The following is a 20,864-nucleotide window of genomic DNA, read 5'->3' as shown; positions in this document are numbered from 1 at the left end:
AGGAGATTAGGCCTTGGAGGGCACACGGATGATCAGAGCGTCGCCCTGACCACCACCACCGCACAGCGCCGCGGCACCCACGCCGCCGCCGCGCCGCTGCAGCTCGAGTGCGAGGTGCAGGGCGATGCGGGCGCCGGACATGCCGATCGGGTGGCCGAGCGCGATGGCGCCGCCGTTGACGTTGACCTTGTCCTCGGAGATTCCGAGCTTCTTCGTGGAGACGATGCCGACCGCCGCGAACGCCTCGTTGATCTCGATCAGGTCGAGGTCGGCGGGGTCGATGCCCTCCTTGGCGCAGGCGGCCTTGATGGCGTTGGACGGCTGCTCGTGCAGCGAGGCGTCGGGGCCCGCGACGACGCCGTGGGCGCCGATCTCCGCGATCCACTCCAGGCCCAGCTCCTCGGCCTTGGCCTTGCTCATCACGACGACCGCCGCGGCACCGTCGGAGATCTGCGACGCCGAACCCGCGGTGATCGTGCCGTCCGCGGCGAACGCCGGGCGCAGCTTGCCGAGGGTGTCGGTGGTCGTGTCGCCGCGGACGCCCTCGTCGGTCGAGAACAGGACCGGGTCGCCCTTGCGCTGCGGGATCGCGACCGGCGCGATCTCGGCCTCGAACACGCCGTTCTCGGCGGCCTTCGCGGCGAGCTGGTGCGAGCGGGCGGAGAACGCGTCCTGCTCCGCACGCGTCACGCCGTAGCGCTCGTTGTGCTTCTCCGTCGAGACGCCCATCGCGACCTGGTCGAACGCGCAGAACAGGCCGTCGTGCGCCATGTGGTCGAGCATCGTGACGTCGCCGTACTTGAACCCGCCGCGCGACTTCGGCAGCAGGTGCGGCGCCTGCGTCATCGACTCCTGGCCACCGGCCACGACGACGTCGAACTCACCGGCGCGGATCAGCTGGTCGGCCAGCGCGATCGCGTCGATGCCGGACAGGCAGACCTTGTTGATGGTCAGCGCCGGCACGGTCATCGGGATGCCCGCGGCCACCGCGGCCTGGCGGGCGGGGATCTGGCCCGCGCCGGCGGTGAGCACCTGACCCATGATCACGTACTGCACCTGCTCGGGGGCGACGCCCGCGCGTTCCAGTGCCGCCTTGATCGCGACGCCACCCAGCTGGGCGCCCGAGAAGTCCTTGAGCGATCCCAGCAGTCGGCCCATCGGGGTGCGCGCCCCGGCGACGATCACGGAACCGGACACAACTGCCTCCATTGGAAGAGCGAACGGTCGTTAACTAGGCACCATACCTGCGCCTACTGGGCGGTAATCGTGTGAGACCCCGCACAGGGGCACCTGCACCGATCAGGTAGCTACCCTTCGCCGTTATGAACGCAGACATCGCTCGATTCGTGACCGCGATCGACCACGTGGGCATCGCGGTGCCCGACCTCGACGTCGCCATCGCGTTCTACCGCGACAACTTCGGGCTGGAAGTCGCGCACGAAGAGGTGAACGAGGAGCAGGGCGTGCGCGAGGCGATGCTGCACGCGCCCGGCGATGTCGGTGGAACCGCGATCCAGCTGCTCGCGCCGTTGAACGAGGACTCCACGATCGCCAAGTTCATCGGCCGGTCCGGCCCCGGGTTGCAGCAGCTCGCGTACCGGGTGTCCGATGTGGACGTTGCGGCGGATGCCCTGCGGGCGAAGGGGCTGCGACTGCTCTACGACGCGGCGCGGCGCGGGACGTCGAACAGCCGGGTGAACTTCGTGCACCCCAAGGACGCGGGTGGCGTGCTCATCGAGCTGGTCGAGCCTGCCGCGTCAGCGCACTAGCGCACTGGCGACGAAGTTCAGCTCCCTGTCGATCGGGTCGTCCTCGTCGCTGTGCCGGGCCACCGAGTGCCGGTAGCTGACGGCGAGGGCGAGCAGGGCCGCGGCGGCCTCGACGTCCTTGATCGCGACGGCCGCCCCGCCCGCGGCGAGGATGACCTGCTTGATCTGCGCGGCGACGTTGTCGTACCGCGCCTGCATCGCGTCCCTGACCGCCGAGTGCGTGTCCGCCTCGCGCCACAGCAGGTGTGAGAGCAGCGGTGAGGCGTTCAGGCGTGCGTCGAGTGCGGCCACGAGCCTTCTGAGCGATTCCGCGATGTCCCCCGCGACGACGACCCTGCGGTGGTCGACCGTGCTGTCCGGCAGGCGTGCGACCAACGCGGCCAGCAGGTCCTTCTTGCGGTTGAAGTAGTAGTGCACCAGGCCCTTGGGCACGCCGGCGCGTTCGGCGATCTTCGACGTCGGGGTGGCGTCGAAGCCTCCGTCGGCGAAGAGCTCCTCGGCCGCGGTCAGGATGCGCTCCTTGGCCGAATCCTCCACGCGTTTCGCCTCCATGAGTGTGTGGGCCCAAGAAAGCTCCTGGGCCCACAGGTTTGCTTGCCTGATCAGTGCGGTTGTGCCGCTGCCGAGTGCGCGGCGTTCGCGGAGGGCATCGCCAGCGCCCCCGCGGCCACGGTGAGCACGCCACCGACCCAGGAGACCCACGAGGCCGCCATCAGGTCGCTGTAGCTCATCACCCACGGCGAGATGAACAGCAGTGCTCCGAGCACCATCTGCACGTACTCCCCGTAGATCATCGCGGGCATGGCGAGGTCGACGAGTCCGTCGATCGCGATGAGCGCGCCGAGCACGATCATCGTCCACATGGCCGCGTTCGAGGTGTCCACGACGAGCGGAGACAGCAGCACCAGAACACCGATCGCCACCTCGGTCCAGTCCTGCCACCTGGTCCACGCCTTGGTCATCTCCACCACCTCCTCCTTCTCGGACCCTTGTCATCGTCCCCCTTGGTTGGCCGCCCGGTCAACTCTTCCGAGTGGAATCCCTCACAAGCAGGATTCTGAATCGGTTACTACTGAGTAACCTCCGGCAACCTGCGACTATCCCTCACTAGGGAAGGAATGCCGCTGTGCAGAAGATCCTTGACGCGATCCTGGCCGACGAGCTGGACGCGATCGGTTCGTTGGACGTTCCGGAGAGCTATCGGGGCGTGACCGTGCACGCGGACGAGGCCGAGATGTTCTCAGGCCTTGAGACGAGGGACAAAGACCCTCGCAAGTCGCTGCACGTCGACGAGGTGGCCACGCCCGAGCTGGGGCCGGGCGAGGCGCTGGTCGCGGTCATGGCGTCCGCGATCAACTACAACACGGTCTGGACGTCGATCTTCGAGCCGGTCTCGACGTTCGGGTTCCTGAAGAAGCTGGGCGGCAAGCACCACCTGCCGTACCACGTCGTGGGCTCGGACCTGGCCGGTGTCGTCGTGCGCGTCGGTCCCGGCGTCACCGCGTGGAAGCCGGGCGACCGCGTCGTGGCGCACTGTCTGGACGTGCCGCTGGAGGCGCCGGACGGGCACAACGACACGATGCTCGACCCGCAGCAGCGGATCTGGGGTTTCGAGACGAACTTCGGCGGCCTCGCGGACCTCGCGCTGGTGAAGTCGAACCAGCTGATGCCGATGCCGCGCCACCTCACGTGGGAGGAGGCCGCGTCCCCCGGCCTCGTGAACTCCACGGCGTACCGGCAGCTCGTGTCGACCAACGGCGCGAACATGAAGCAGGGCGACACCGTGCTGATCTGGGGTGCGTCCGGCGGGCTCGGTTCGTACGCCACGCAGTTCGCGCTGAACGGTGGCGCCACGCCCGTGTGCGTCGTGTCGTCGCCGGAGAAGGCGGCGATCGTTCGTTCCATGGGCGCCGAACTGATCATCGATCGTTCGGCGGAGGGCTACAGGTTCTGGAAGAACGAGCACGAGCAGGACCCGCGGGAGTGGAAGCGGTTCGGCGCGAAGATCCGTGAGCTGACCGGCGGCGAGGACCCCGACATCGTGTTCGAGCACCCCGGCCGGGAGACGTTCGGCGCGTCGGTGTTCGTGGCGCGCAAGGGCGGCAAGATCGTGACGTGCGCGTCGACGTCCGGGTACATGCACCAGTACGACAACCGCTACCTCTGGATGAACCTCAAGCACATCCTCTCTTCGCACTTCGCGAACTACCGCGAGGCGTGGGAGGCGAACCGCTTGATCGCCAAGGGAAAGATCCACCCGACTGTGTCCAAGGTGTACTCAATGGACGAAACGGGCCAGGCCGCGCACGACGTGCACCGCAACGCGCACCAGGGCAAGGTCGGCGTGCTCTGCCTTGCACCGGAAGAAGGTCTTGGTGTGTTGGATCACGAACTGCGCGCGAAGCACCTCACAGCTATCAATCGATTCCGGGGTGTGTGACCTTCCGGGGTTACCCGAACGGGTAGCGTGAAGGTCATGGGCCTCGCCGACGACCGTGACCTCGTCCCTCTGGGATCCGGCTTCGACATCGTCAAGCGCGGTTATGACCGCGCCCAGGTCGAGGATCATCTCGAACGCCTCGACTCGGACCTGCGGCTGCTCGCCGCGGACCGCGATGCCGCCGTGTCCCAGACGTCAGATCTGGCGCGCCAACTGGAAGCCGCCCGCTCGGAGATCACCGAGATGCGCAACCAGGTGGAGCGCCTGTCGCTGCCGCCGACGACGCTGGAGGGGCTCTCCGAGCGCCTCCAGCGCATGCTGCGCCTGGCCCAGGACGAGGCCAACGAGATCAAGGCGCGCGCCGAAGCCGAAGGCGGCCACATCCGCGCCAAGGCCGAGGCCGACGCGAGCGTCCTGCGCCAGCGCTACGAGAAGCTGATCGCCGAACTCGACGAGCGCCGTTCTTCGATGGAGGCCGAACACAAGGGCGTGCTGGAGACGGCGCGCTCCGAGGCCGAGAAGATCGTCTCCGAGGCCGAGGGCGCCGCCCGCAAGATCGCCGACGAGTCCGAGCAGCGCCGCGTGACCGTCGAAGAGGACTTCGAGATCGCGATGGCCGCCCGCCGTTCCGAGGCCATGGCCACCCTCGCTACCCAGGAGGCCACCTCCAAGGGCGAGGCGGACCGCCGCATGCGCGAGGCGGCCGAGGAAGCAGCCCGCGTCCGCGCTCTGATCGCCACCGAGCAGACCACCTCGAAGTCCGACGCCGAACGCCGCGTCCGCGAGGCCACCGAAGAGGCCAACCGCCGCCGCCACGACTCGGTCACCGAGGCCACCGCCCGCATCCAGGAGGCCACCGACGAGGCGAACCGCCGAGTCCGCGAGGCCACCGAGGAAGCCAACCGCCGCACCACCGCCGCCACGCAGCGCGTCGACCAGCTCCGCAACCTCCGCAACCGCCTCTCGCACCAGCTCCACAACGTGCGGACGGCGCTGCAGGAGGTCGTGCCGCTGCTCGACCCGGTGGAGGAGGAGAAGGCGCCGGCACAGGCTGGTCCGGTGCCGCCGACGCAGGCCGGTCCGGGCACTCCGGCGGCCGCACCTGCTCAGGCCGCGCCCGCTCAGGCCGTTCCGGCACCTCAGGCGCCTCAGGCACCTGCGCCCGCTCAGGCGGCTCCGGCACCTCAGGCACCGGCCAAGCCCGCCGTGCCGCAGGCTCCGGCGCAGTCCGCTCCCGCACAGGCGCCGAACAAGCCCGCCCAGGCACCTCAGCTGGACGGCCCCACGGCCAAGCTCGCCCGGCCGCAGACCGCCAAGAAGCCCTGACGCCTCAGGCCGTGACCTCGTAGATCGCGGGCATGGGCATCGCACACCACGAGTCGAAGTCGGCGTGCCGCCCCACCGCGATCAACGCGCGCGACACGAACGTCCCGTGCGACCCCACGAGCACGGTCGCGTCCGGGTACTCGACCCCGATGCGCGCCAACGCTTTCCCGGCGCGCCTGGTCAGCGTGTCGAGGCTCTCCCCCGCCCCGTGCACCGACGACGGGTCCGCCCAGCTGCGCGCGCACAGCACCTCCCAGTCCGGCGTCGGCACGAAGCCCGGCTCCCACTCCCGCAGCTCGGGCCACGTGATCACCGGGAGTCCCAGCGCGTCGGCCGTGGGCTGAACCGTCTGCACCGCTCGCAGCTGCGGGCTGGACAACACCACCACCGGCTCGTACGGCACCAGCCGTGGCACCAACTCGTCCGCCGCCACCAGGCCGGCGGGGGCGAGGGGCCGGGTGTCGTTGTCGTCCTCGCCGAAGCGCGGCACGACGGATTGCGCGTGACGCACCAATACGATTCGTGTAGGCACAACTCACCATCTTGGGGGAACAGGATGTTCGTGAAGTCACTGGGTGACGACGGCGCCGAGCTGCGGCCGTTGGAGCCGTGGCAGGCCGAGGAGTTCTTCGCGCACATGGAGCGCGGGCGGGACTTCATCGGCGAGCACATCGGGTTCGCCGACGCCGCGAAGGACCTGGAGAGCGCGCGCGACCTGTTGCAGGGGTACGCCGACAAGGCCGCGGCCGACGTCGGGCGGATCTTCGGGATCTGGCTCGACGACAAGCTGGTCGGCGGTGTGCTGTTCCGGATCATGGACATCCCGCAGGGGCGCGTCGAGGTCGGGTGCTGGCTGGAGCCGTCGGCCACGGGGCACGGGCTGGTCACGCGCGCGGCCGGCGTGTTGATCGACTGGGCGATTCGCGAGCGTGGCGTGGTTCGGGTTGAGTGGATGGTGTCGTCGCGCAACGAGGCCAGCATCGCGGTCGCGCGGCGGCTCGGGATGAGCCGGGACGGAGTGTTGCGCTCGCACCACGAGTACCGCGGGGTCCGGCAGGACCTCGAGGTGTGGTCGTTGCTGGCGCCGGAGTGGGAGAGCCGATGAACGACCTGGTGCTGCTGCACGCCTTTCCGCTCGACGCGCGGATGTGGGACGTGCCGGGCGCGCTGACGCCGTCGTTGCGCGGCCACGGCGAACCCGACCTCGGCACCGTCGCGGACCAGGTCCTGGGTGTGCTCGACGAGCGCGGCCTCGAGCAGGTGCTGCTCGGCGGGTGCTCGATGGGCGGGTACGTGGCGATGGCGTTGCTGCGGCGGGCACCGGAACGCGTGAAGGGCCTGGTCTTCGTCGACACCAAGCACACCGCGGACGCACCTGAGGCCGTCGCGAACCGGCACGCCATGGCGGACCGCGTCGAACGTGACGGCGTCGGCGAGTGGCTCGTCGAGGCGATGCTGCCGAACCTGCTCGGCCCGGACGCCTCGGACACGGCGCGGGCGTCGGTGCGCACCATGATCCTGGAGCAGCGGGCCGAGGACGTGGCGTGGTGGCAGCGCGCGATGGCGAAGCGGCCGGACTCGACGGACGTGCTGGAGTCGTTGGACGTCCCGTCGCTGGTGCTGGTCGGCGAGCACGACAAGATCACGCCGCCGGACGTGGCCGCGAAGCTCGCCGTGACGCTCCACCACTCGACCAGCGAACGCATCGAGCACGCGGGGCACCTGCCGCCCGTCGAGCAGCCCGACGAGTTCCGGGCCCGGCTCGAACGGTGGCGCGAGCAGGTCGGGATCTAGGCGCTACCTACCAGCGGCGCGCGGTCGGCCCACGCCGTCCGCGCGAGTCCCAGCACGCCTGGTGCCAGTGCCTGCGTTCGTCGACCGAGCCGGACTCCTGCGCGGGCCACGCCACGACGTGCGCGACGCCGGGGCGGATCTCGTGGTCGCACCCGGGACAGCGGTAGGTCTTCTGCGCCTGTGCGCCGGAGATGGCGCGGACCAGCCACTCGCCGTCCGGACCCGACTCGGCGCGCGCCCAGCCGACACCGCCCCCGAGGGGCCGGGGTTCTTCTGGCTTGGGACTGTTACGGCGAGGCACGGCCACAACGGTAATCGCTCGTAGAATCAGCTCGTGCCGACCTACGAGTTCCGTTGCCGAACCTGCGACGACACCTTCGACGTGCAGCGCCCGATGAGCGAGTCCTCGTCGCCCGCGAACTGTCCCGAGGGCCACCCCGACACGGTGAAGCTGCTGTCGATGGCCGGGATCGGCGGCACGCAGCAGGCCGCGCCCGGTGGTGGCGGCGGTGGCGGGTGCTGCGGTGGGGGCTGCTGCGGCTGAGCCCGGTCAGGCGGTGCTCGCGACCAGGCCGGGTCAGGCCGTTTCGCGGTCGATCATCACTTCGGCGATCTTGCGGCCCTGGTCGCAGACGCTGCCGAACTTGCCTGTCGAGTCGATGACGATGATCCCGAGCCCGCCGCCGTTGTAGGGCAGGGCGACCACGCAGGACGGTTCGACGTCCTCCTCGCCCGTGCGGTCGAGGTACGAGACCTTGTGGTCCTTCACGTCCCACTCGCCGGTGGTGCGCTCGATGGTGATCTGCTTGCCCTCGCGCACGCGCAGCGAGACGCCGACCTCGACGTTGTCGATCTTCGTGGTCCACCGGCACGACTCTTCGAACGTCGAGTCGTAGTTGATCTGGGTGGGTGGCGTCTCGGCCTTGGTGCCGGGGTAGGGCAGGTCCGTCCACTTGAGCTTGGCGCAGGTGGGCGTGATCTCGCCGTCGATCGGCGCGTTCTCCGGGTCCTCGGGGTCCTCGGACTCGCTCGGATCAGTGCTCGGGTCGGTTCCCGGGTCCTTCTGATCGAAGGGCGAGGCGGCGTCGAGCACCGGTTGCGCGACGGGACTGCCCTCGACCGTCGTCCGGGCACACCCGGACGCGAGCACGAGGACAGCCAACAGGAGCACCAGTCGACGCATGACACCCACGATGCCAGACGCGACATGGTGCCCCTGTGAGCGGCTCACGAGTAGTCGCGGAACCCCTTGCCGGTCTTGCGGCCGAGCCGACCGGCCGTGACCAGGTGCTCCAGCAGCGGCGCCGGCGCGAATCCGGGCTCGCGGAACTCGTTGTAGAGCGTCCGCTGGATCGCCAGCGACACGTCCAGCCCCACGACGTCGAGCAGCGCGAACGGTCCCATCGGCAGCCCGCAGCCGACCTTCATGGCGTTGTCGATGTCGTCGGCCTCGGCGTAGTGGGCCTCCAGCATCTTCACCGCGTCGTTGAGGTACGGGAAGAGCAGCGCGTTCACGATGAACCCGGCCACGTCCCCGCAGTGCACGGGGTGCTTGCCGAGGTCGAGGCAGATCTTGCGGGCCGTCGCCACCACGTCGGCGCTGGTGGAGATCGTCTCCACGACCTCGACCAGCTTCATGACCTGCGCGGGGTTGAAGAAGTGCAGCCCGACGACGTCCGCGGGCCGGTTCGTGGCCGCCGCGACCTCGATGACCGGCAACGACGACGTGGTCGTCGCGAGCACCGCACCCGGCTTGCACACCTCGTCGAGTGCCGCGAAGACCTCTTTCTTGATCCCGATCTCCTCGGCCACCGCCTCGACGACCAGATCGCAGTCCGCGAGCTCCACGAACTCCACCGCAGGCGAGATGCGCCCCAGCGCCGCGTCGCGTTCTTGTTCGCTCAGCTTGCCCTTGCTGACCGCACGCTCCAACGACTTGCGCACCGCGCCGATCGACTTCTCCGCCTTCTCCAGGCTGCGCGCCCGGAGGACCACGTCGTACCCGCGCTTGGCGAACACCTCGGCGATGCCGGTGGCCATCGTGCCGGTGCCGATGACGCCAACCCGTTGGACTTCCCGGGTTTGCGCCTTCGTGTCCACTTCGGACGGAGTCTGCGCGTCCTTCACGATGGTCGGCGAGTCCGGACCGTCGTAGGTGTAGAACCCGCGGCCCGTCTTCCTGCCCTTGAGGCCAGCCGTGATCATCTGCTTGAGGAGCGGCGCCGGCGAGTGCAACCTGTTGCGCGACTGGTGGTACATCGTGTCGAGGATTTCGTAGGCGGTGTCGAGACCGATGAGGTCCAGCAGCGCCAACGGTCCCATCGGATAACCGCAGCCGTACCGCATGGCCGCGTCGAGGTCCTCACGCGTGGCGTATCTGGACTCCAACATCTTCACGGCGTGGTTGAGGTACGGGAACAGCAACGCGTTCGCGATGAACCCGGCCCTGTCGCCGATCACGACCGGCGACTTGCCGAGGCTCTCGGTGAACGCGACCACGTCCGTGATCACGTCGGGCTCGGTGACGACGGTGCGGACGACCTCGACCAGCTTCAACACCTGCGTGGGGTTGAAGAAGTGCAGGCCGACGACCTTGCCCGGGCGCTTCGTCACCACGCTGATCTCGGTGATGCTGAGGGACGAGGTGTTGGAGGCGATGATCGCTTCCGGATCGAGGATCTCGTCCAGTTCCTTGAAGATCCTGGTTTTGAGCTCGGCGCTTTCCGGAACGGCCTCGATGACGAGGTCGCAGTCCTTGAGGGTGCTCAGGTCCAGGCTCGTGGAGACTCGCGCGTGAAGCGCGGTTTTGTCTTGGGGGGTGAGCTTTTCGCGCTTCACGGCTCGGGCGGTGGAGTGCTCGAGGTGGTCGAGGCCGCGGTCGATGCCGGCGGCGTCTGCTTCCACGACCTTGACGGTGAGGCCGGTGCGCGCCAGTACCTCCACGATGCCCGCGCCCATGGTTCCGAAGCCGACGACTCCGACGGTGGTGATCTCGCGCGCCACTGCGACCTCCCTGCGGGGATCTTGCCTGGGCTTTCCGGTGGGCTACCAAGGAGTAACTTGCGGGCGACTATGCCACTCATGGTGGGTGGTGGGGTCGTGAGCTTCGCCATCAGGATCGAAACAGTTATCGGTCTAGGAGACGGCCAGATCTGGGGTTTCGCCTGGTGAACCCGTGTAGGGGAACGGTTCGACTGGGCCGATCGGGGTGCGCTGGCCTGTCACCTTTGCGGGTGGTTGGGTTTGGTGCAAAGACTTGAGACGGGCGTGGTTTCGTCATCGCCGCTGGCGCGTCGATAGAGATTGGGGCTTGACTTCGGGGCCCTTGCGAGGCGCTGGTCGGACCGGAAAGGCCGGGCTGAAAAGCGCCCGGCCGAGCCACAAGTGGTAGCACCTCGCACCCAAAGTCAAGCCCCAATCTCGTTGGTGCGTGGCTGAGTTGGGTGGGCACGTCACCTCACCCGCTGCACGTGTGGCCTGAGAGGGACGGCTCGCCTTCGGCTTTGCGTAGCTCGGGCGCGCGTTGTCTTGAGCCAAGAGCTAAGGACGCCTCGGCTTCGCCATTGCGTGTGGCGGGCGGTGTGGTGAGCCAAGAAGAGGGACGCCTCGCCTTCGGCCTTGCCGTTGGGTCTTGGGTGGGCTTGGCTGCGCCATCGCGATGCTTGCGCTCTGTCGGCCTCGCCTGCGGCTTCGTTCTCCTCAAGCCATTGGTCACCTAGCTCTTGGCTAACCGAACTCGCGGTCGCCTCGCGCTTGGTCGCCAGCGCTCGGCTACCCCACGCTCGGTCGCCAGCTCTCGGCTGGCTAGCGCTTGGCTGCCCCGCGCTCGGCTGCCCCGCGCTCGGCTGCCCAGCGCTCGGCTGCCCAGCGCTCTGCCACCTCACCTGGCCCGCTGCGCTCAGCGCAGCCCGCCGAGCCCGCTGCCGCGCCTCGCCTGCCGCGCACCACCAGCCACGCGCCGCTTGCCGACGCCCCTCATTCCCCTTCCTCGCCTGCCTCGTCTCGGCGGCCGGTCTTCAGTCGTCGAAGCCCCTTTCGGCCAGCTCCTGGATTCGGCGCACCGCCTCCGCTGCGTCCTTGCCCGTGGCGACCACGGTGATGGACTTGCCGCCTGGTGCGCTCAGGCCCATCAGGGCCAGGACGCTGGCTGCGTTGGCCTCTTCTGTGCCGTAGCGGATGGTCACGTCGGCGTCCAGTTCTGCCACCGTGCGGGCCAGCAGGGCCGCTGGGCGGGCGTGCAGGCCCACTTCGTTGGTCAGCAGGACTTCTGCCGTTGTGGCGTCTGGGACCACGTGCAGGGCTGGGCGTTGGGGGGTGGGGGTTGTGGTTTCGGTTGCGGCGCCCTCGGCTGTTGAGGCCACGTCGGCCAGGGCTGCGCCGCCTTGCGCCGCTACGGCTGCGACCACTGCGCCTTCGACCAGTGGGGCGTCTACTACTGCGTAGCGGGTTGGGTCGTCTGCTGACTCGACGGCCATTTCTGCTGTCATCTTGGCGCTGCCCAGGTCGTAGAGGACCACTACGCCTGCGCCTGCGTCGGCGTCTGTCAGCGCCTCCACTACTGCGTTGTAGTCGGTGCCCAGGCCTCCCTCTTCGGTGCCCCCTACTGGGATCACTGTGGTGTCCGGGGCCATTTGGGTTGCCAGCTCGGCCACACCGTTGGCCAGCATGTCGCTGTGGGAGACGACTACCAGGCCCACGCGCGTGGTCATGACTTGGCTGCTGTGTCTGCGAAGGAGCGGAGGAGGAGGGCCGTTGACCTCGAGCCCGGGTCCATGTGGCCCGCGCTTCGCTCGCCCAGGTAGGAGGCTCGGCCCTTGCGGGCGACCATCGGGACCGTTGAGTTGGCTCCTTCTGCTGCTGCGTCTGCTGCTGCGGAGAGGGCCGCCGCTACCGTGCCTTCGGTGCAGGAGGCTGCTGCTACGGCTGGGGTCAGGGCGTCGACCATCGTTTTGTCGCCCACTGCGGCTTTGCCTCTGGCTATTACGCCGTCCAGGGCTGCTTGCAGGGCTCGGGCCACTGTGTCGCAGTCCAGTTCGGACACGTCGCCCACCGCTGAGGCCGCTCGGAGGAAGGCCGTGCCGTAGAGCGGGCCCGCTGCGCCGCCCACTGTGGAGATCAGGGTGGTGGCCACCAGCTTGAGGACTTTGCCCGGGGTGTCCGGGGGTTCTGCTTCCAGGCGGGCCACCACGGCGGTGAAGCCTCGCTTCATGTTCTCGCCGTGGTCGGCGTCGCCGATGGCTTGGTCCAGGCGCACCAGTTCGTCGCGGTGGTCTTGGATCACGACCGCTGCCGCTCGTACGGCCGTGATCACGTCAGTCGCCGTGCAACCCACTTCAGACTCCCCATCGCAGTGCGGGCGTGTGGACGGGCGCGTCCCAGAGTTCGACCATCTCGTCGTCCAGGCGGAGCAGGGTGATGCTCATGCCCTGCATCTCCAGGCTGGTGATGTACGGGCCGACCAGCCTGCGCTCGACCGTGATGCCTCGGTCTGCCAGCAGTTGTTCGGCTATGCCGTGGGCCAGGTACAGCTCGATCAACGGGGTGCCGCCCATGCCGTTGGTGAACAGCAGGACTCGGTCGCCGGAGGCGAACGGCAGGTCGGACAGGATCGGGTCGAGCAGCGCCGCGACCATCTCGGAGGCGGTGCTCACCGGCACCTTCTGCCTGCCCGGTTCGCCGTGGATGCCGATGCCGATCTCCATCTCGTCGTCGGCCAGCGCGAACGACGGCTCGCCCACGTGCGGCACCGTGCACGCGGTCAGCGCCAGGCCCATCGAGCGGACGGACGCGATCACGCGCAACGCCAGCGCCTCGCACGCCGCCAGGTCGTCGCCCCGTTCGGCGGCGGCGCCCACGATCTTCTCCAGCAGGACTGTGCCGCCCACGCCTCGGCGGCCCGCCGTGTAGAGCGAGTCCTTCACCGCCACGTCGTCGTCGATCACGACGGAGCGGACCTCGGTCTCGGCCAGTTCGGCGGCCATCTCGAAGTTCAGCACGTCGCCCGTGTAGTTCTTCACGATCAGCAACGCGCCCGCGCCGCCGTCGGTGCGCGCGATCGCGTCGACCACCTGGTCCGACGTCGGCGACGTGAAGACGGGACCGGGGCAGGCCGCGGCGAGCATGCCCCGGCCCACGAAGCCGCCGTGCAATGGTTCGTGGCCCGAGCCTCCGCCCGAGATGAGCGCGACCTTGCCGGCGACCGGTGCGTCCGCGCGCACGATGACCGCCGGGTCGTCGTGCACGGTCAGCAGATCGGAATGGGCGGCCTGCATTCCCCGAAGAGCTTCCTGCACCACGGTTTCCGGATCATTGATGATCTTCTTCATCGAACAGCCCCTTCCGATCGCCGGTGACCGTGTTCCTTCTTACTCCGGGGGTCTGACACTCGGAACGGGCAAAGTGCCCCGGAACCGTTAGGCTGCCCTAACAAAAGCTGGTCAACATCACGTTCCGTAGTGGAGGAACAACGTCGTGTCCAAGAGAGCCGCGCTGCTCGTCGCAGTCGCCCTGACCCTGACCGCGTGTTCGAGCACGCCGGACAAGCCCACCGTCGCCCAGGGCGGCGAGGACTTCGGCAAGGCGTACGAGCTGAGCAACGGTTTCGGCACGACCTCCAAGCCCGGCGAGTTCCCCCGCACGATCAAGCACGCGATGGGTGAGACCAAGCTCGAGAAGAAACCCGAACGGGTGGTCGTGCTCGACACCGGCGAGCTCGACAACGTCGTGGCGCTCGGCATCAAGCCCGTCGGCATCGCCTACCCCGACGGCGCCCCCACCATGCCGTCCTACATCGGCGACAAGGGCGGCACGCCGGAGAACGTCGGCAGCACCAACAACCTCAACCTCGAGGCGATCACCAAGCTGAACCCGGACCTGATCCTGGGCTCACAGCTGCGCGCGGAGGCCATCTACCCGAAGCTCGCCGCGATCGCCCCCACGGTGTTCGCCGTGCGCCCCGGCTACGTGTGGAAGGAGAACTTCCTCCTCAACGCAGCCGCGCTCGACCGCCAGGCCGACGCCGCGAAGATGCTCGAGGACTACACGAAGAAGGCCACCGAGACCGGTGACGCCGTCGAGAAGAAGCTCGGCGTGCGCCCCACGGTCACGGCGCTGCGCTTCATGCCCGGCCGCATCCGCCTGTACGCCAAGAAGTCGTTCATCGGCACGATCCTGATCGACGCCAAGATCGGCCAGCCGACGCCGTCCCAGGTGGACGATCTCGCCGCCGAGGTCAGCGCGGAGGAGATCGGCAAGGCCGACGGCGACTTCATCCTCTACTCGACCTACGGCGACCCCGCCAAGACCGCGCAGGCGTCCGTCCTCGGCGGTCCGTTGTGGACGAAGCTGAACGCCGTCAGCGCCGGCAAGGCCAAGCCGGTCCTCGACGAGACCTACTTCCTCGGTCTCGGCGTGCTCGCCGCGAACGTCGTGCTGGACGACATGAAGAAGCAGCTCGGCGTCTAAGAGCCCCTGAAACGCGGGTGCTCTTCAGCGGCTCAGCGCCCGAAGAGCATCCGCGCCAGGCGCAGCATCTGCTTGCCCGCCATGGACGACCGGTCGAACGTCGCCATGTTGATCAGCGACTTGAACTTCAGCTTCGTCACGGCCTTGGCGTAGGCGAACTCGCGCAGCCCGTCCTCGCCGTGGATGCGCCCGAACCCGGAGTCCCCGACACCACCGAACGGCAGCCCCGGGATCGCCGCGTAGGTCAGCACCGAGTTGACCGACACCATCCCGACCCGCAGCTCCGCGGCCAGCTCCTCACCGCGCGACTTCGAGAACACCGCGGCCCCCAGCCCGTACTTGGACTGGTTCGCGAGCCGCACGCCCTCCAGGGCGTTCGGTACCCGATTGATCACCACGGTCGGCCCGAAAGTCTCCTCGGTGACCGCCAGCGAGTCCTCCGGCACGTCCGTCAGCACCACCGGCTCGACGTACGGCGGCCTGATCGACTCCGGCCCGCCCACCAGCGCCTTGCCACCGCGGTCCAGCGCGTCCTGCACGTGCTCGCGGATGATCTCCACCTGCGACGGCATGGTGATCGGCCCGAGGTTCGCGTTCGGCTCGCCACCCGGCTTGAGCTTGCGAGCCCGCTTCACCAGGACCTCGGTGAACGCGTCGGCGACGTCCTCGGCCACGTAGATCCGCTCCACGCCCGCGCACGTCTGGCCCGCGTTCGACACCGCACCCCAGATCGCGGCCTCGGCGGCGGCGGTCAGGTCGGCGTCCGAGTCGACGATCAGCGCGTCCTTGCCACCGCACTCGACCAGCACCGGCGTCAACGAGACGGCCGCGGCGGCCATGACCTTCTTGCCGGTCCGGGTCGATCCGGTGAACGCGATCTTGTCGACCCCGGCCGACACCAGCGCCGCGCCCGTCTCACCGAAGCCCGTGACCACCTGGAACACCGGGTGCTCCGGCACCGCCTCGGTGAACGTCGACGCGAGGAACGTGCCGACGCCCGGCGTGAACTCCGACGGCTTGAACACCACGGCGTTGCCCGCCGACAGCGCGTACGAGATGGAACCCATCGGCGTGTGTGCGGGGTAATTCCACGGCCCGATGACGCCGATGACGCCCAACGGCCGGTACTCCAGCGACGCGCTGTGGTTGACCATCAGCATGCCCGACGACACACGGCGCTTGCCCAGTACACGCCCGGCGTTCCGCGCGGCCCAGTGCAGGTGGTCCATCACCAGCGCGACCTCGACGCGGGAGTCGTCGGCGGGTTTGCCGGTCTCCGCGCTGATCAACGCGATGAACTCGTCGGCGCGCTGCGAGAGGATCTTGCGCCAGGCGTCGAGCTTGGTCTTGCGCCCCTCGAACCCCAGCCCGGCCCACCACGCCGCGGCCTCGCGCGCCGACACCACCGCGTCCTCGACCTCTTCGGCCGTGTGGATCGGGTGATGGGCGACGACCTCGCCCGTGCGCGGGTCCAGTGAAGCGAACCGCCGCTGCTCGCCATCGGCCGACAGCGCGCTGTCCGAAGCGGTTTGCGTCATGGTGCTCCTCCGGTACTCGCCAGTAACCTCGACACTAACGCGTACTCGAAGAACTTTCAGCCCCCGCCTGGCCCCGCAGGAGGACCTCAGGCCTGGGGCAGCGAGGGAAGAACCGCCTTGGCGAACGCTTGCGCCGCCACACAACGGTCAATCCCGTTCTCCTTCGAAGCCGCGACCGTGAACTCAACGATCTCACCCGCGTCGGACTGGTCCTTCGTCCGCACCACGACGAGCTCGCACGTCGGGAACGGGCCGTCCTTGAACGCCTGGTAGCCCTTCACCCCGCCGAGGTCGACCTCGACCGACTTGGTGTCGAACTTGCCGTCCTTCGGGATGCGCGCCGTCTTGACCTCGAGCTGCATCTGCGCGCTCTGCCCCGTCCAGGAGCACTGGTGCAGACCGAACGGCAGCGCGCGCGGCGAGGCACCGAGCACCGGCGAGAGCGCGGACCGTTCCACGATCGTGCACGGGTCGACCTCGACCGGCGATCCCTTGGGCGGGGTGTACTTCTGCGGGTTGCCCTTGAGCTTGCGGACCGCGCCTTCGAGGATCTTGCGGCCGGGTTCGCACGCCTCGCTGCCGTCGTTGCCGGTGCCGATCTGCACCCGCACGGCCTGCGCCGGGTTCTCCATCGTGACGGCCGAGATGAAGCACGCCGAGGCGTTCAGCTTCTGCTCGCCGCTCTTGAGGCCCGCGATCTGCTTGGTGGCGTTCTTGAGCTCGGTGGACGTCAGCGTGTAGCCGATGTCCAGCGTGACGTTGAGCGTCTTGCCCGCCTTGTCCTTCATGTAGTTCGAGCAGCGCGTGTAGGAGGTGCTCGAGTACTTCGACGGCGTGCCGACCGTCTGCAGGACTTCCTTCTCGATCAACGCGCACGGGTTGACCAGCCGCAACCGTTCCACGGCGAACGCCGGGTCGACCGGCTTGCCCGCCTGCGACGACGGTTTCGTCGACGGATCGGTCGTCGTGGTCGCGTCGGCACCCGCCTGCACGGTGCGGCGCGGCGAGTTGGTCTTGGCCAGACCCGGCCCAGTCGCGCAGCCGGCCATCAGCAACGCGGCGGCGGCGACCACAGCGGTGGCACGAAAACGAGGCACGACGTGCACGGTAGCGGCCTTTGTGGGCGTTTGTGGGCGGTACCCCGAGTTACTCCGTGGCACATGTCACCCACAGCTACGGGAACGATTCAGAAGATCAACGCGATGTACAGGATGAGACCCCGACCAAAGGAGAGACGTGCGAAACCGAATTCGCCGCGCATTCAACTGGCTCGACGCGTGGACGATCGAGGCCTTCAACCCTGTTTACCCTGGTCGTCCCCAGTCATAGCTCCTTGAGCGGCTCTTTGTCCGTGTCCGCGAACTGAGGCCGCAGCGTCGCCCAGACGGCGAACGCGGCCGCCAGCACCGCCATCGCGATGCCGGCCCACAGGTTGATGTTGACCCCTTCGGCCTTCTTCAGGTCCTCGTCGGTCGTGAAGCCGAGCCCGATGACGACCAGTACGACGCCGTACAGGCCGAAGAGGAAAGCGATGATGAGTCGCAGGTCGAACAACCTCATGGCGGCCTCCCTCAGCCGAAGATGAAGTAGAGAACGGTGGTCAGGGCCAGCACACCGCCACCGAGCAGGGCGGGCGAGCGGTACCAGCCCGCGTCCTCACCGGTGGTGGAGTGCGCCCTGTCTTCCTTGGGCGTGAGGCTGTAGACCAGCCCGCCGAGTTCGCTGTCCGGCTTCGGCCGCGTGACGAGGCTGACCGCGAAGCTCACCACGATGTCGACCACGAACGCGAGGCCCGCGCCGAGGAAGCTCGCGCCCTGGCCCGGCAGTTGCAGCCACTCGATGCCGAACGACGGCTCCGAGATCGCGTAGATGAAGATCGCGGTGAACGTGCCCGCGAGCAGACCGACCCACCCGGCCGTCGGCGTCATCCGCTTCCAGAACATGCCCAGGATGAACGTCGCGAACAGCGGCGCGTTGAAGAACGAGAACAGCGCCTGGATGTAGTCCATGATGTTGGACCCGCCGAGCGACGCCGCGATGAACGCCGTGCCGATCGCGAGCACACACGCACCGACCGTGGCCAACCGCCCGACGCGCAGGTAGTACTCGTCCGGCCGGTCCTTCTTGATGTAGTCCTGCCAGAGGTCGTACGTGAAGACGGTGTTGAACGAGCTGACGTTCGCCGCCACACCGGCCATGAAGCTGGCCAGCAGACCCGTGATCGCGATGCCGAGGATGCCGTTCGGCAGAAGGTCGCGCATCAGCAGTGGCAGCACGTTGTTGTAGACGACGCCGCTGCTCGTGTCACCGGCCTTCAGCTGCGCCATCTCCGGCACGATCAACGCGGCGATGATGCCGGGGATGATGATGATCGCCGGGATCAACGCCTTCGGGTACGCGCCGATGATCGGCGTGCGCTTCGCCGCGGACATCGACTTCGCACTCATCGCGCGCTGCACCTCGGCGAAGTTCGTCGTCCAGTACCCGAACGACAGCACGAAGCCAAGACCGAACACCAACCCGATGACACTCCACACCGGGTGGTCGATGCCGGTGAGTTCCGTCGCGGGCCAGGCCGACAGCTGTTCCTTGTCGGTCACCTTCTCCACGATGCCCTGCCAGCCACCGACCTTGATCAGGCCGACGATCGTCAACGGCGCCAGCGCGGCCACGATGACGAAGAACTGCAACACCTCGTTGTAGATGGCGGCGCTGAGACCACCGAGCGTCGTGTACGCGAGCACCACCAGGGCGGCGACGCAGATCGACACCGGCAGCGGCCACCCGAGCAGCGCGTCGATGATCACCGCGAGCGCGAAGAGGTTGATGCCCGCGATCAGGATCTGCGCGACGGCGAAGCTGATGGCGTTGACGAGGTGCGCGGGCTTGCCGAACCGGCGGCGCATGAACTCGGGAACGCTGCGCACTTTCGAGCCGTAGTAGAACGGCATCATCACCAGACCGAGGAACACCATCGCGGGGATGGCGCCGATCCAGTAGTAGTGCACGGTCGCCATGCCGTACTGCGCGCCGTTCGCGGTCATGCCCATCAACTCGAGGGCACCGAGGTTCGCGGAGATGAACGCGAGACCGGTGACCCACGCCGGCAACGACCGCCCGGACAGCAGGAAGTCGAGGCTGGAGGAGACGGATCGTCGTGCCATCACGCCGATGCCGAGAACCACCACGAAGTAGATCAACAGCAACGCGTAGTCGATCGGCCCCGCGTCGAGCCGCAGGTCCGCCTCGGCCAAGATCGACACCGTCCACCTCCCAAAGACTTCAAACAAAGTCGAACATCAACGACCAGGAGAGGACATTACTCCAGGTGCAGCGGGACTTACCCGGTGTTGATGATCACCAAACCACGAGGTTTGGAAGGGCGCTCACTGAAGTCGGGAGCTGGGGAAATACGGGTGCACTCAATGGACGAAACGCCAGAATGGGCAGCGTGATCGACATGAGCCCTGCCTGCGACATGTGCGGTTCGACGCCCGCGCAGAAGTGGGACGACCACGCGCACTACGTGCTGTGCGCGCGCTGTTCGCTGAAGTACATGACGTGGCCGTGCCCGGACTGCGCCGAGGTCCTGCACGGCGTACGCGCGGACGAGGGCACGCGGTGTCGGAGTTGTGAGACCACGCGGGTGTGGCTGGCGCTGCCCCGAGACACCCAGGACGAGGTCCACCGGGTGATCGCCGAACAGAACGCGGTCAAAGCCGTCGCCTGGGTGCGCGAGCTGGTCGGGTGCGAGACGAGCGAGGCGATGGTACTCCTCGACCGACTCAGGTCGAGGAGCTGACCGCCGTCAGAACAGCCTGAACTCGTCCGGCTCGATGCCGCGCAACGCGTCGTAGTCCAGCACCACGCACCGGATCCCGCGGTCCTCGGCCAGCGTCCGCGCCTGCGGCTTGATCTGCTGCGCCGCGAACACGCCCTGCACCGGCGCGAGCAACGGGTCGCGGTTCAGCAGTTCCAGGTACCGGGTCAGCTGCTCGACGCCGTCGATCTCGCCGCGCCGCTTGATCTCCACGGCGACCGAGACGCCCGCGCCGTCGCGGCACATCAGGTCGACCGGGCCGATGGCGGTCGGGAACTCGCGGCGCACCAGCGTGTAGCCGTCGCCCAGGGTCGTGACGTGCTCGGCGAGCAGCTTCTGCAGGTCGGCTTCGACGCCGTCCTTCTGCAGGCCGGGCTCGGGGCCGAGTTCGTGCTTGGAGTCCTGCAGGACCTCTTCGAGGGTGATGATCAGCTTCTCCCCCGCCTTGTTCTGCACCGTCCAGATGTCCGGGTCCTCGATCAGCCAGCAGGGCGGGCTCATCCAGTTCAGCGGCTTGTAGGCGCGGTCGTCCGAGTGGATCGACACCGAACCGTCGGCCTTGATCAGCAGCAGCCGCTGAGCCATGGGCAGGTGGGCGGTGAGTCGGCCTACGTAGTCGACCTTGCAGCGAGCGATGACGAGACGCACCGCGACAGGCTACGGGGTGCGTCCAGAATCCGGACGTTAGGTACGGTCCGTGGCGTGGAGAGCCT

23 protein-coding genes are annotated in these 20,864 nt (G+C 68.1%); 8 read left to right on the top strand and 15 right to left on the bottom strand.

Annotated features, from left to right (window positions below):
* Positions 1-6: 6 nt before the first annotated feature.
* Complete coding sequence (locus JNUCC0626_RS40745) at positions 7-1,197, bottom strand: acetyl-CoA C-acetyltransferase (protein ID WP_394622207.1); 1,191 nt, start codon at positions 1,195-1,197, stop codon at positions 7-9.
* A 125-nt stretch (positions 1,198-1,322) separates the two neighbouring features.
* On the opposite strand from JNUCC0626_RS40745, the gene mce reads away from it, so the two are divergent.
* On the top strand, positions 1,323-1,769 hold the full coding sequence (gene mce, locus JNUCC0626_RS40740; RefSeq protein ID WP_394615982.1) for a methylmalonyl-CoA epimerase: 447 nt from the start codon (positions 1,323-1,325) through the stop codon (positions 1,767-1,769).
* Here the strand turns inward: mce and JNUCC0626_RS40735 are convergent.
* Positions 1,758-2,321, bottom strand: coding sequence for a TetR/AcrR family transcriptional regulator (locus JNUCC0626_RS40735; protein ID WP_394615981.1), 564 nt, complete (start codon positions 2,319-2,321; stop codon positions 1,758-1,760). The genes mce and JNUCC0626_RS40735 overlap by 12 nt on opposite strands.
* A 50-nt stretch (positions 2,322-2,371) precedes the next feature.
* Positions 2,372-2,731: an SPW repeat protein gene (locus JNUCC0626_RS40730; RefSeq protein ID WP_319977776.1), complete on the bottom strand. Its 360-nt coding sequence runs from the start codon at positions 2,729-2,731 to the stop codon at positions 2,372-2,374.
* Positions 2,732-2,895: 164 nt separating this feature from the next.
* Here JNUCC0626_RS40730 and ccrA point away from each other — a divergent pair, with 164 nt between their 5' ends.
* Together ccrA and JNUCC0626_RS40720 are read left to right on the top strand one after the other, a co-directional pair.
* The gene (gene ccrA, locus JNUCC0626_RS40725) at positions 2,896-4,209 is read left to right on the top strand and encodes a crotonyl-CoA carboxylase/reductase (protein WP_394615980.1); all 1,314 of its coding nucleotides are present in this window, start codon (positions 2,896-2,898) and stop codon (positions 4,207-4,209) included.
* Between the two features lie 36 nt (positions 4,210-4,245).
* The gene (locus JNUCC0626_RS40720) at positions 4,246-5,535 is read left to right on the top strand and encodes a chromosome segregation protein (protein WP_394615979.1); all 1,290 of its coding nucleotides are present in this window, start codon (positions 4,246-4,248) and stop codon (positions 5,533-5,535) included.
* A 4-nt stretch (positions 5,536-5,539) separates the two neighbouring features.
* Here the strand turns inward: JNUCC0626_RS40720 and JNUCC0626_RS40715 are convergent, their stop codons facing one another.
* A complete protein-coding gene (locus JNUCC0626_RS40715) occupies positions 5,540-6,046 on the bottom strand; it encodes a histidine phosphatase family protein (protein WP_394615978.1) in 507 nt (168 codons plus the stop codon).
* A 51-nt stretch (positions 6,047-6,097) separates the two neighbouring features.
* Here JNUCC0626_RS40715 and JNUCC0626_RS40710 point away from each other — a divergent pair, with 51 nt between their 5' ends.
* Both JNUCC0626_RS40710 and JNUCC0626_RS40705 read left to right on the top strand, forming a co-directional pair.
* Complete coding sequence (locus JNUCC0626_RS40710; protein WP_394615977.1) at positions 6,098-6,640, top strand: GNAT family N-acetyltransferase; 543 nt, start codon at positions 6,098-6,100, stop codon at positions 6,638-6,640.
* Positions 6,637-7,329 carry an alpha/beta fold hydrolase gene (locus tag JNUCC0626_RS40705; RefSeq protein ID WP_394615976.1) on the top strand — a complete coding sequence of 231 codons (693 nt, stop codon included), beginning with the start codon at positions 6,637-6,639 and terminating at the stop codon, positions 7,327-7,329. The genes JNUCC0626_RS40710 and JNUCC0626_RS40705 overlap by 4 nt, the downstream gene beginning before the upstream one ends.
* A 7-nt stretch (positions 7,330-7,336) precedes the next feature.
* On the opposite strand, the gene JNUCC0626_RS40700 is transcribed toward JNUCC0626_RS40705, so the two are convergent.
* Positions 7,337-7,630, bottom strand: a complete 294-nt coding sequence (locus JNUCC0626_RS40700) for a hypothetical protein (protein ID WP_285646468.1) — start codon at positions 7,628-7,630, stop codon at positions 7,337-7,339.
* Positions 7,631-7,663: 33 nt separating this feature from the next.
* On the opposite strand from JNUCC0626_RS40700, the gene JNUCC0626_RS40695 reads away from it, so the two are divergent.
* On the top strand, positions 7,664-7,873 hold the full coding sequence (locus JNUCC0626_RS40695) for an FmdB family zinc ribbon protein (RefSeq protein ID WP_266038079.1): 210 nt from the start codon (positions 7,664-7,666) through the stop codon (positions 7,871-7,873).
* A 33-nt stretch (positions 7,874-7,906) separates the two neighbouring features.
* Here JNUCC0626_RS40695 and JNUCC0626_RS40690 read toward each other — a convergent pair whose 3' ends face one another.
* From JNUCC0626_RS40690 to dhaK, 5 genes are all read right to left on the bottom strand, one after another.
* Positions 7,907-8,512: a DUF3558 family protein gene (locus JNUCC0626_RS40690; protein ID WP_394615975.1), complete on the bottom strand. Its 606-nt coding sequence runs from the start codon at positions 8,510-8,512 to the stop codon at positions 7,907-7,909.
* Positions 8,513-8,556: 44 nt separating this feature from the next.
* Positions 8,557-10,332 carry a 3-hydroxyacyl-CoA dehydrogenase family protein gene (locus JNUCC0626_RS40685; RefSeq protein ID WP_394615974.1) on the bottom strand — a complete coding sequence of 592 codons (1,776 nt, stop codon included), beginning with the start codon at positions 10,330-10,332 and terminating at the stop codon, positions 8,557-8,559.
* A gap of 1,013 nt (positions 10,333-11,345) precedes the next feature.
* Positions 11,346-12,038, bottom strand: a complete 693-nt coding sequence (dhaM, locus tag JNUCC0626_RS40680) for a dihydroxyacetone kinase phosphoryl donor subunit DhaM (RefSeq protein WP_394615973.1) — start codon at positions 12,036-12,038, stop codon at positions 11,346-11,348.
* On the bottom strand, positions 12,035-12,661 hold the full coding sequence (gene dhaL / locus JNUCC0626_RS40675) for a dihydroxyacetone kinase subunit DhaL (RefSeq protein WP_394615972.1): 627 nt from the start codon (positions 12,659-12,661) through the stop codon (positions 12,035-12,037). The genes dhaM and dhaL overlap by 4 nt, the downstream gene beginning before the upstream one ends.
* A 1-nt stretch (position 12,662) precedes the next feature.
* Positions 12,663-13,655, bottom strand: coding sequence for a dihydroxyacetone kinase subunit DhaK (gene dhaK, locus JNUCC0626_RS40670; RefSeq protein ID WP_394615971.1), 993 nt, complete (start codon positions 13,653-13,655; stop codon positions 12,663-12,665).
* A gap of 145 nt (positions 13,656-13,800) precedes the next feature.
* Here dhaK and JNUCC0626_RS40665 point away from each other — a divergent pair, with 145 nt between their 5' ends.
* On the top strand, positions 13,801-14,793 hold the full coding sequence (locus tag JNUCC0626_RS40665; RefSeq protein WP_394615970.1) for an ABC transporter substrate-binding protein: 993 nt from the start codon (positions 13,801-13,803) through the stop codon (positions 14,791-14,793).
* A gap of 32 nt (positions 14,794-14,825) precedes the next feature.
* Here the strand turns inward: JNUCC0626_RS40665 and JNUCC0626_RS40660 are convergent, their stop codons facing one another.
* The 4 genes from JNUCC0626_RS40660 to JNUCC0626_RS40645 form a co-directional block, all read right to left on the bottom strand.
* The gene (locus tag JNUCC0626_RS40660) at positions 14,826-16,331 is read right to left on the bottom strand and encodes an aldehyde dehydrogenase family protein (RefSeq protein ID WP_394615969.1); all 1,506 of its coding nucleotides are present in this window, start codon (positions 16,329-16,331) and stop codon (positions 14,826-14,828) included.
* An 86-nt stretch (positions 16,332-16,417) separates the two neighbouring features.
* Complete coding sequence (locus JNUCC0626_RS40655; protein ID WP_394615968.1) at positions 16,418-17,428, bottom strand: hypothetical protein; 1,011 nt, start codon at positions 17,426-17,428, stop codon at positions 16,418-16,420.
* A gap of 226 nt (positions 17,429-17,654) precedes the next feature.
* A complete protein-coding gene (locus tag JNUCC0626_RS40650; RefSeq protein ID WP_394615967.1) occupies positions 17,655-17,891 on the bottom strand; it encodes a hypothetical protein in 237 nt (78 codons plus the stop codon).
* Positions 17,892-17,902: 11 nt separating this feature from the next.
* Positions 17,903-19,594 (bottom strand): sodium:solute symporter family protein, encoded by a 1,692-nt coding sequence (locus JNUCC0626_RS40645; RefSeq protein WP_394615966.1) that lies wholly within the window; start codon positions 19,592-19,594, stop codon positions 17,903-17,905.
* 188 nt (positions 19,595-19,782) lie between these two features.
* Between JNUCC0626_RS40645 and JNUCC0626_RS40640 the strand changes: the two genes are divergently transcribed.
* The gene (locus JNUCC0626_RS40640) at positions 19,783-20,133 is read left to right on the top strand and encodes a hypothetical protein (RefSeq protein WP_394615965.1); all 351 of its coding nucleotides are present in this window, start codon (positions 19,783-19,785) and stop codon (positions 20,131-20,133) included.
* 6 nt (positions 20,134-20,139) lie between these two features.
* Here JNUCC0626_RS40640 and nucS read toward each other — a convergent pair whose 3' ends face one another.
* Positions 20,140-20,799 (bottom strand): endonuclease NucS, encoded by a 660-nt coding sequence (nucS, locus tag JNUCC0626_RS40635; RefSeq protein WP_394615964.1) that lies wholly within the window; start codon positions 20,797-20,799, stop codon positions 20,140-20,142.
* Positions 20,800-20,864: the final 65 nt, after the last annotated feature.

Source organism: Lentzea sp. JNUCC 0626 (genome assembly GCF_043632865.1).
In the GTDB taxonomy this organism is placed as follows: domain Bacteria; phylum Actinomycetota; class Actinomycetes; order Mycobacteriales; family Pseudonocardiaceae; genus Lentzea.
Note: the sequence above shows the minus strand (reverse complement) of the source record. Positions and strands in the feature narration are given on the sequence as shown.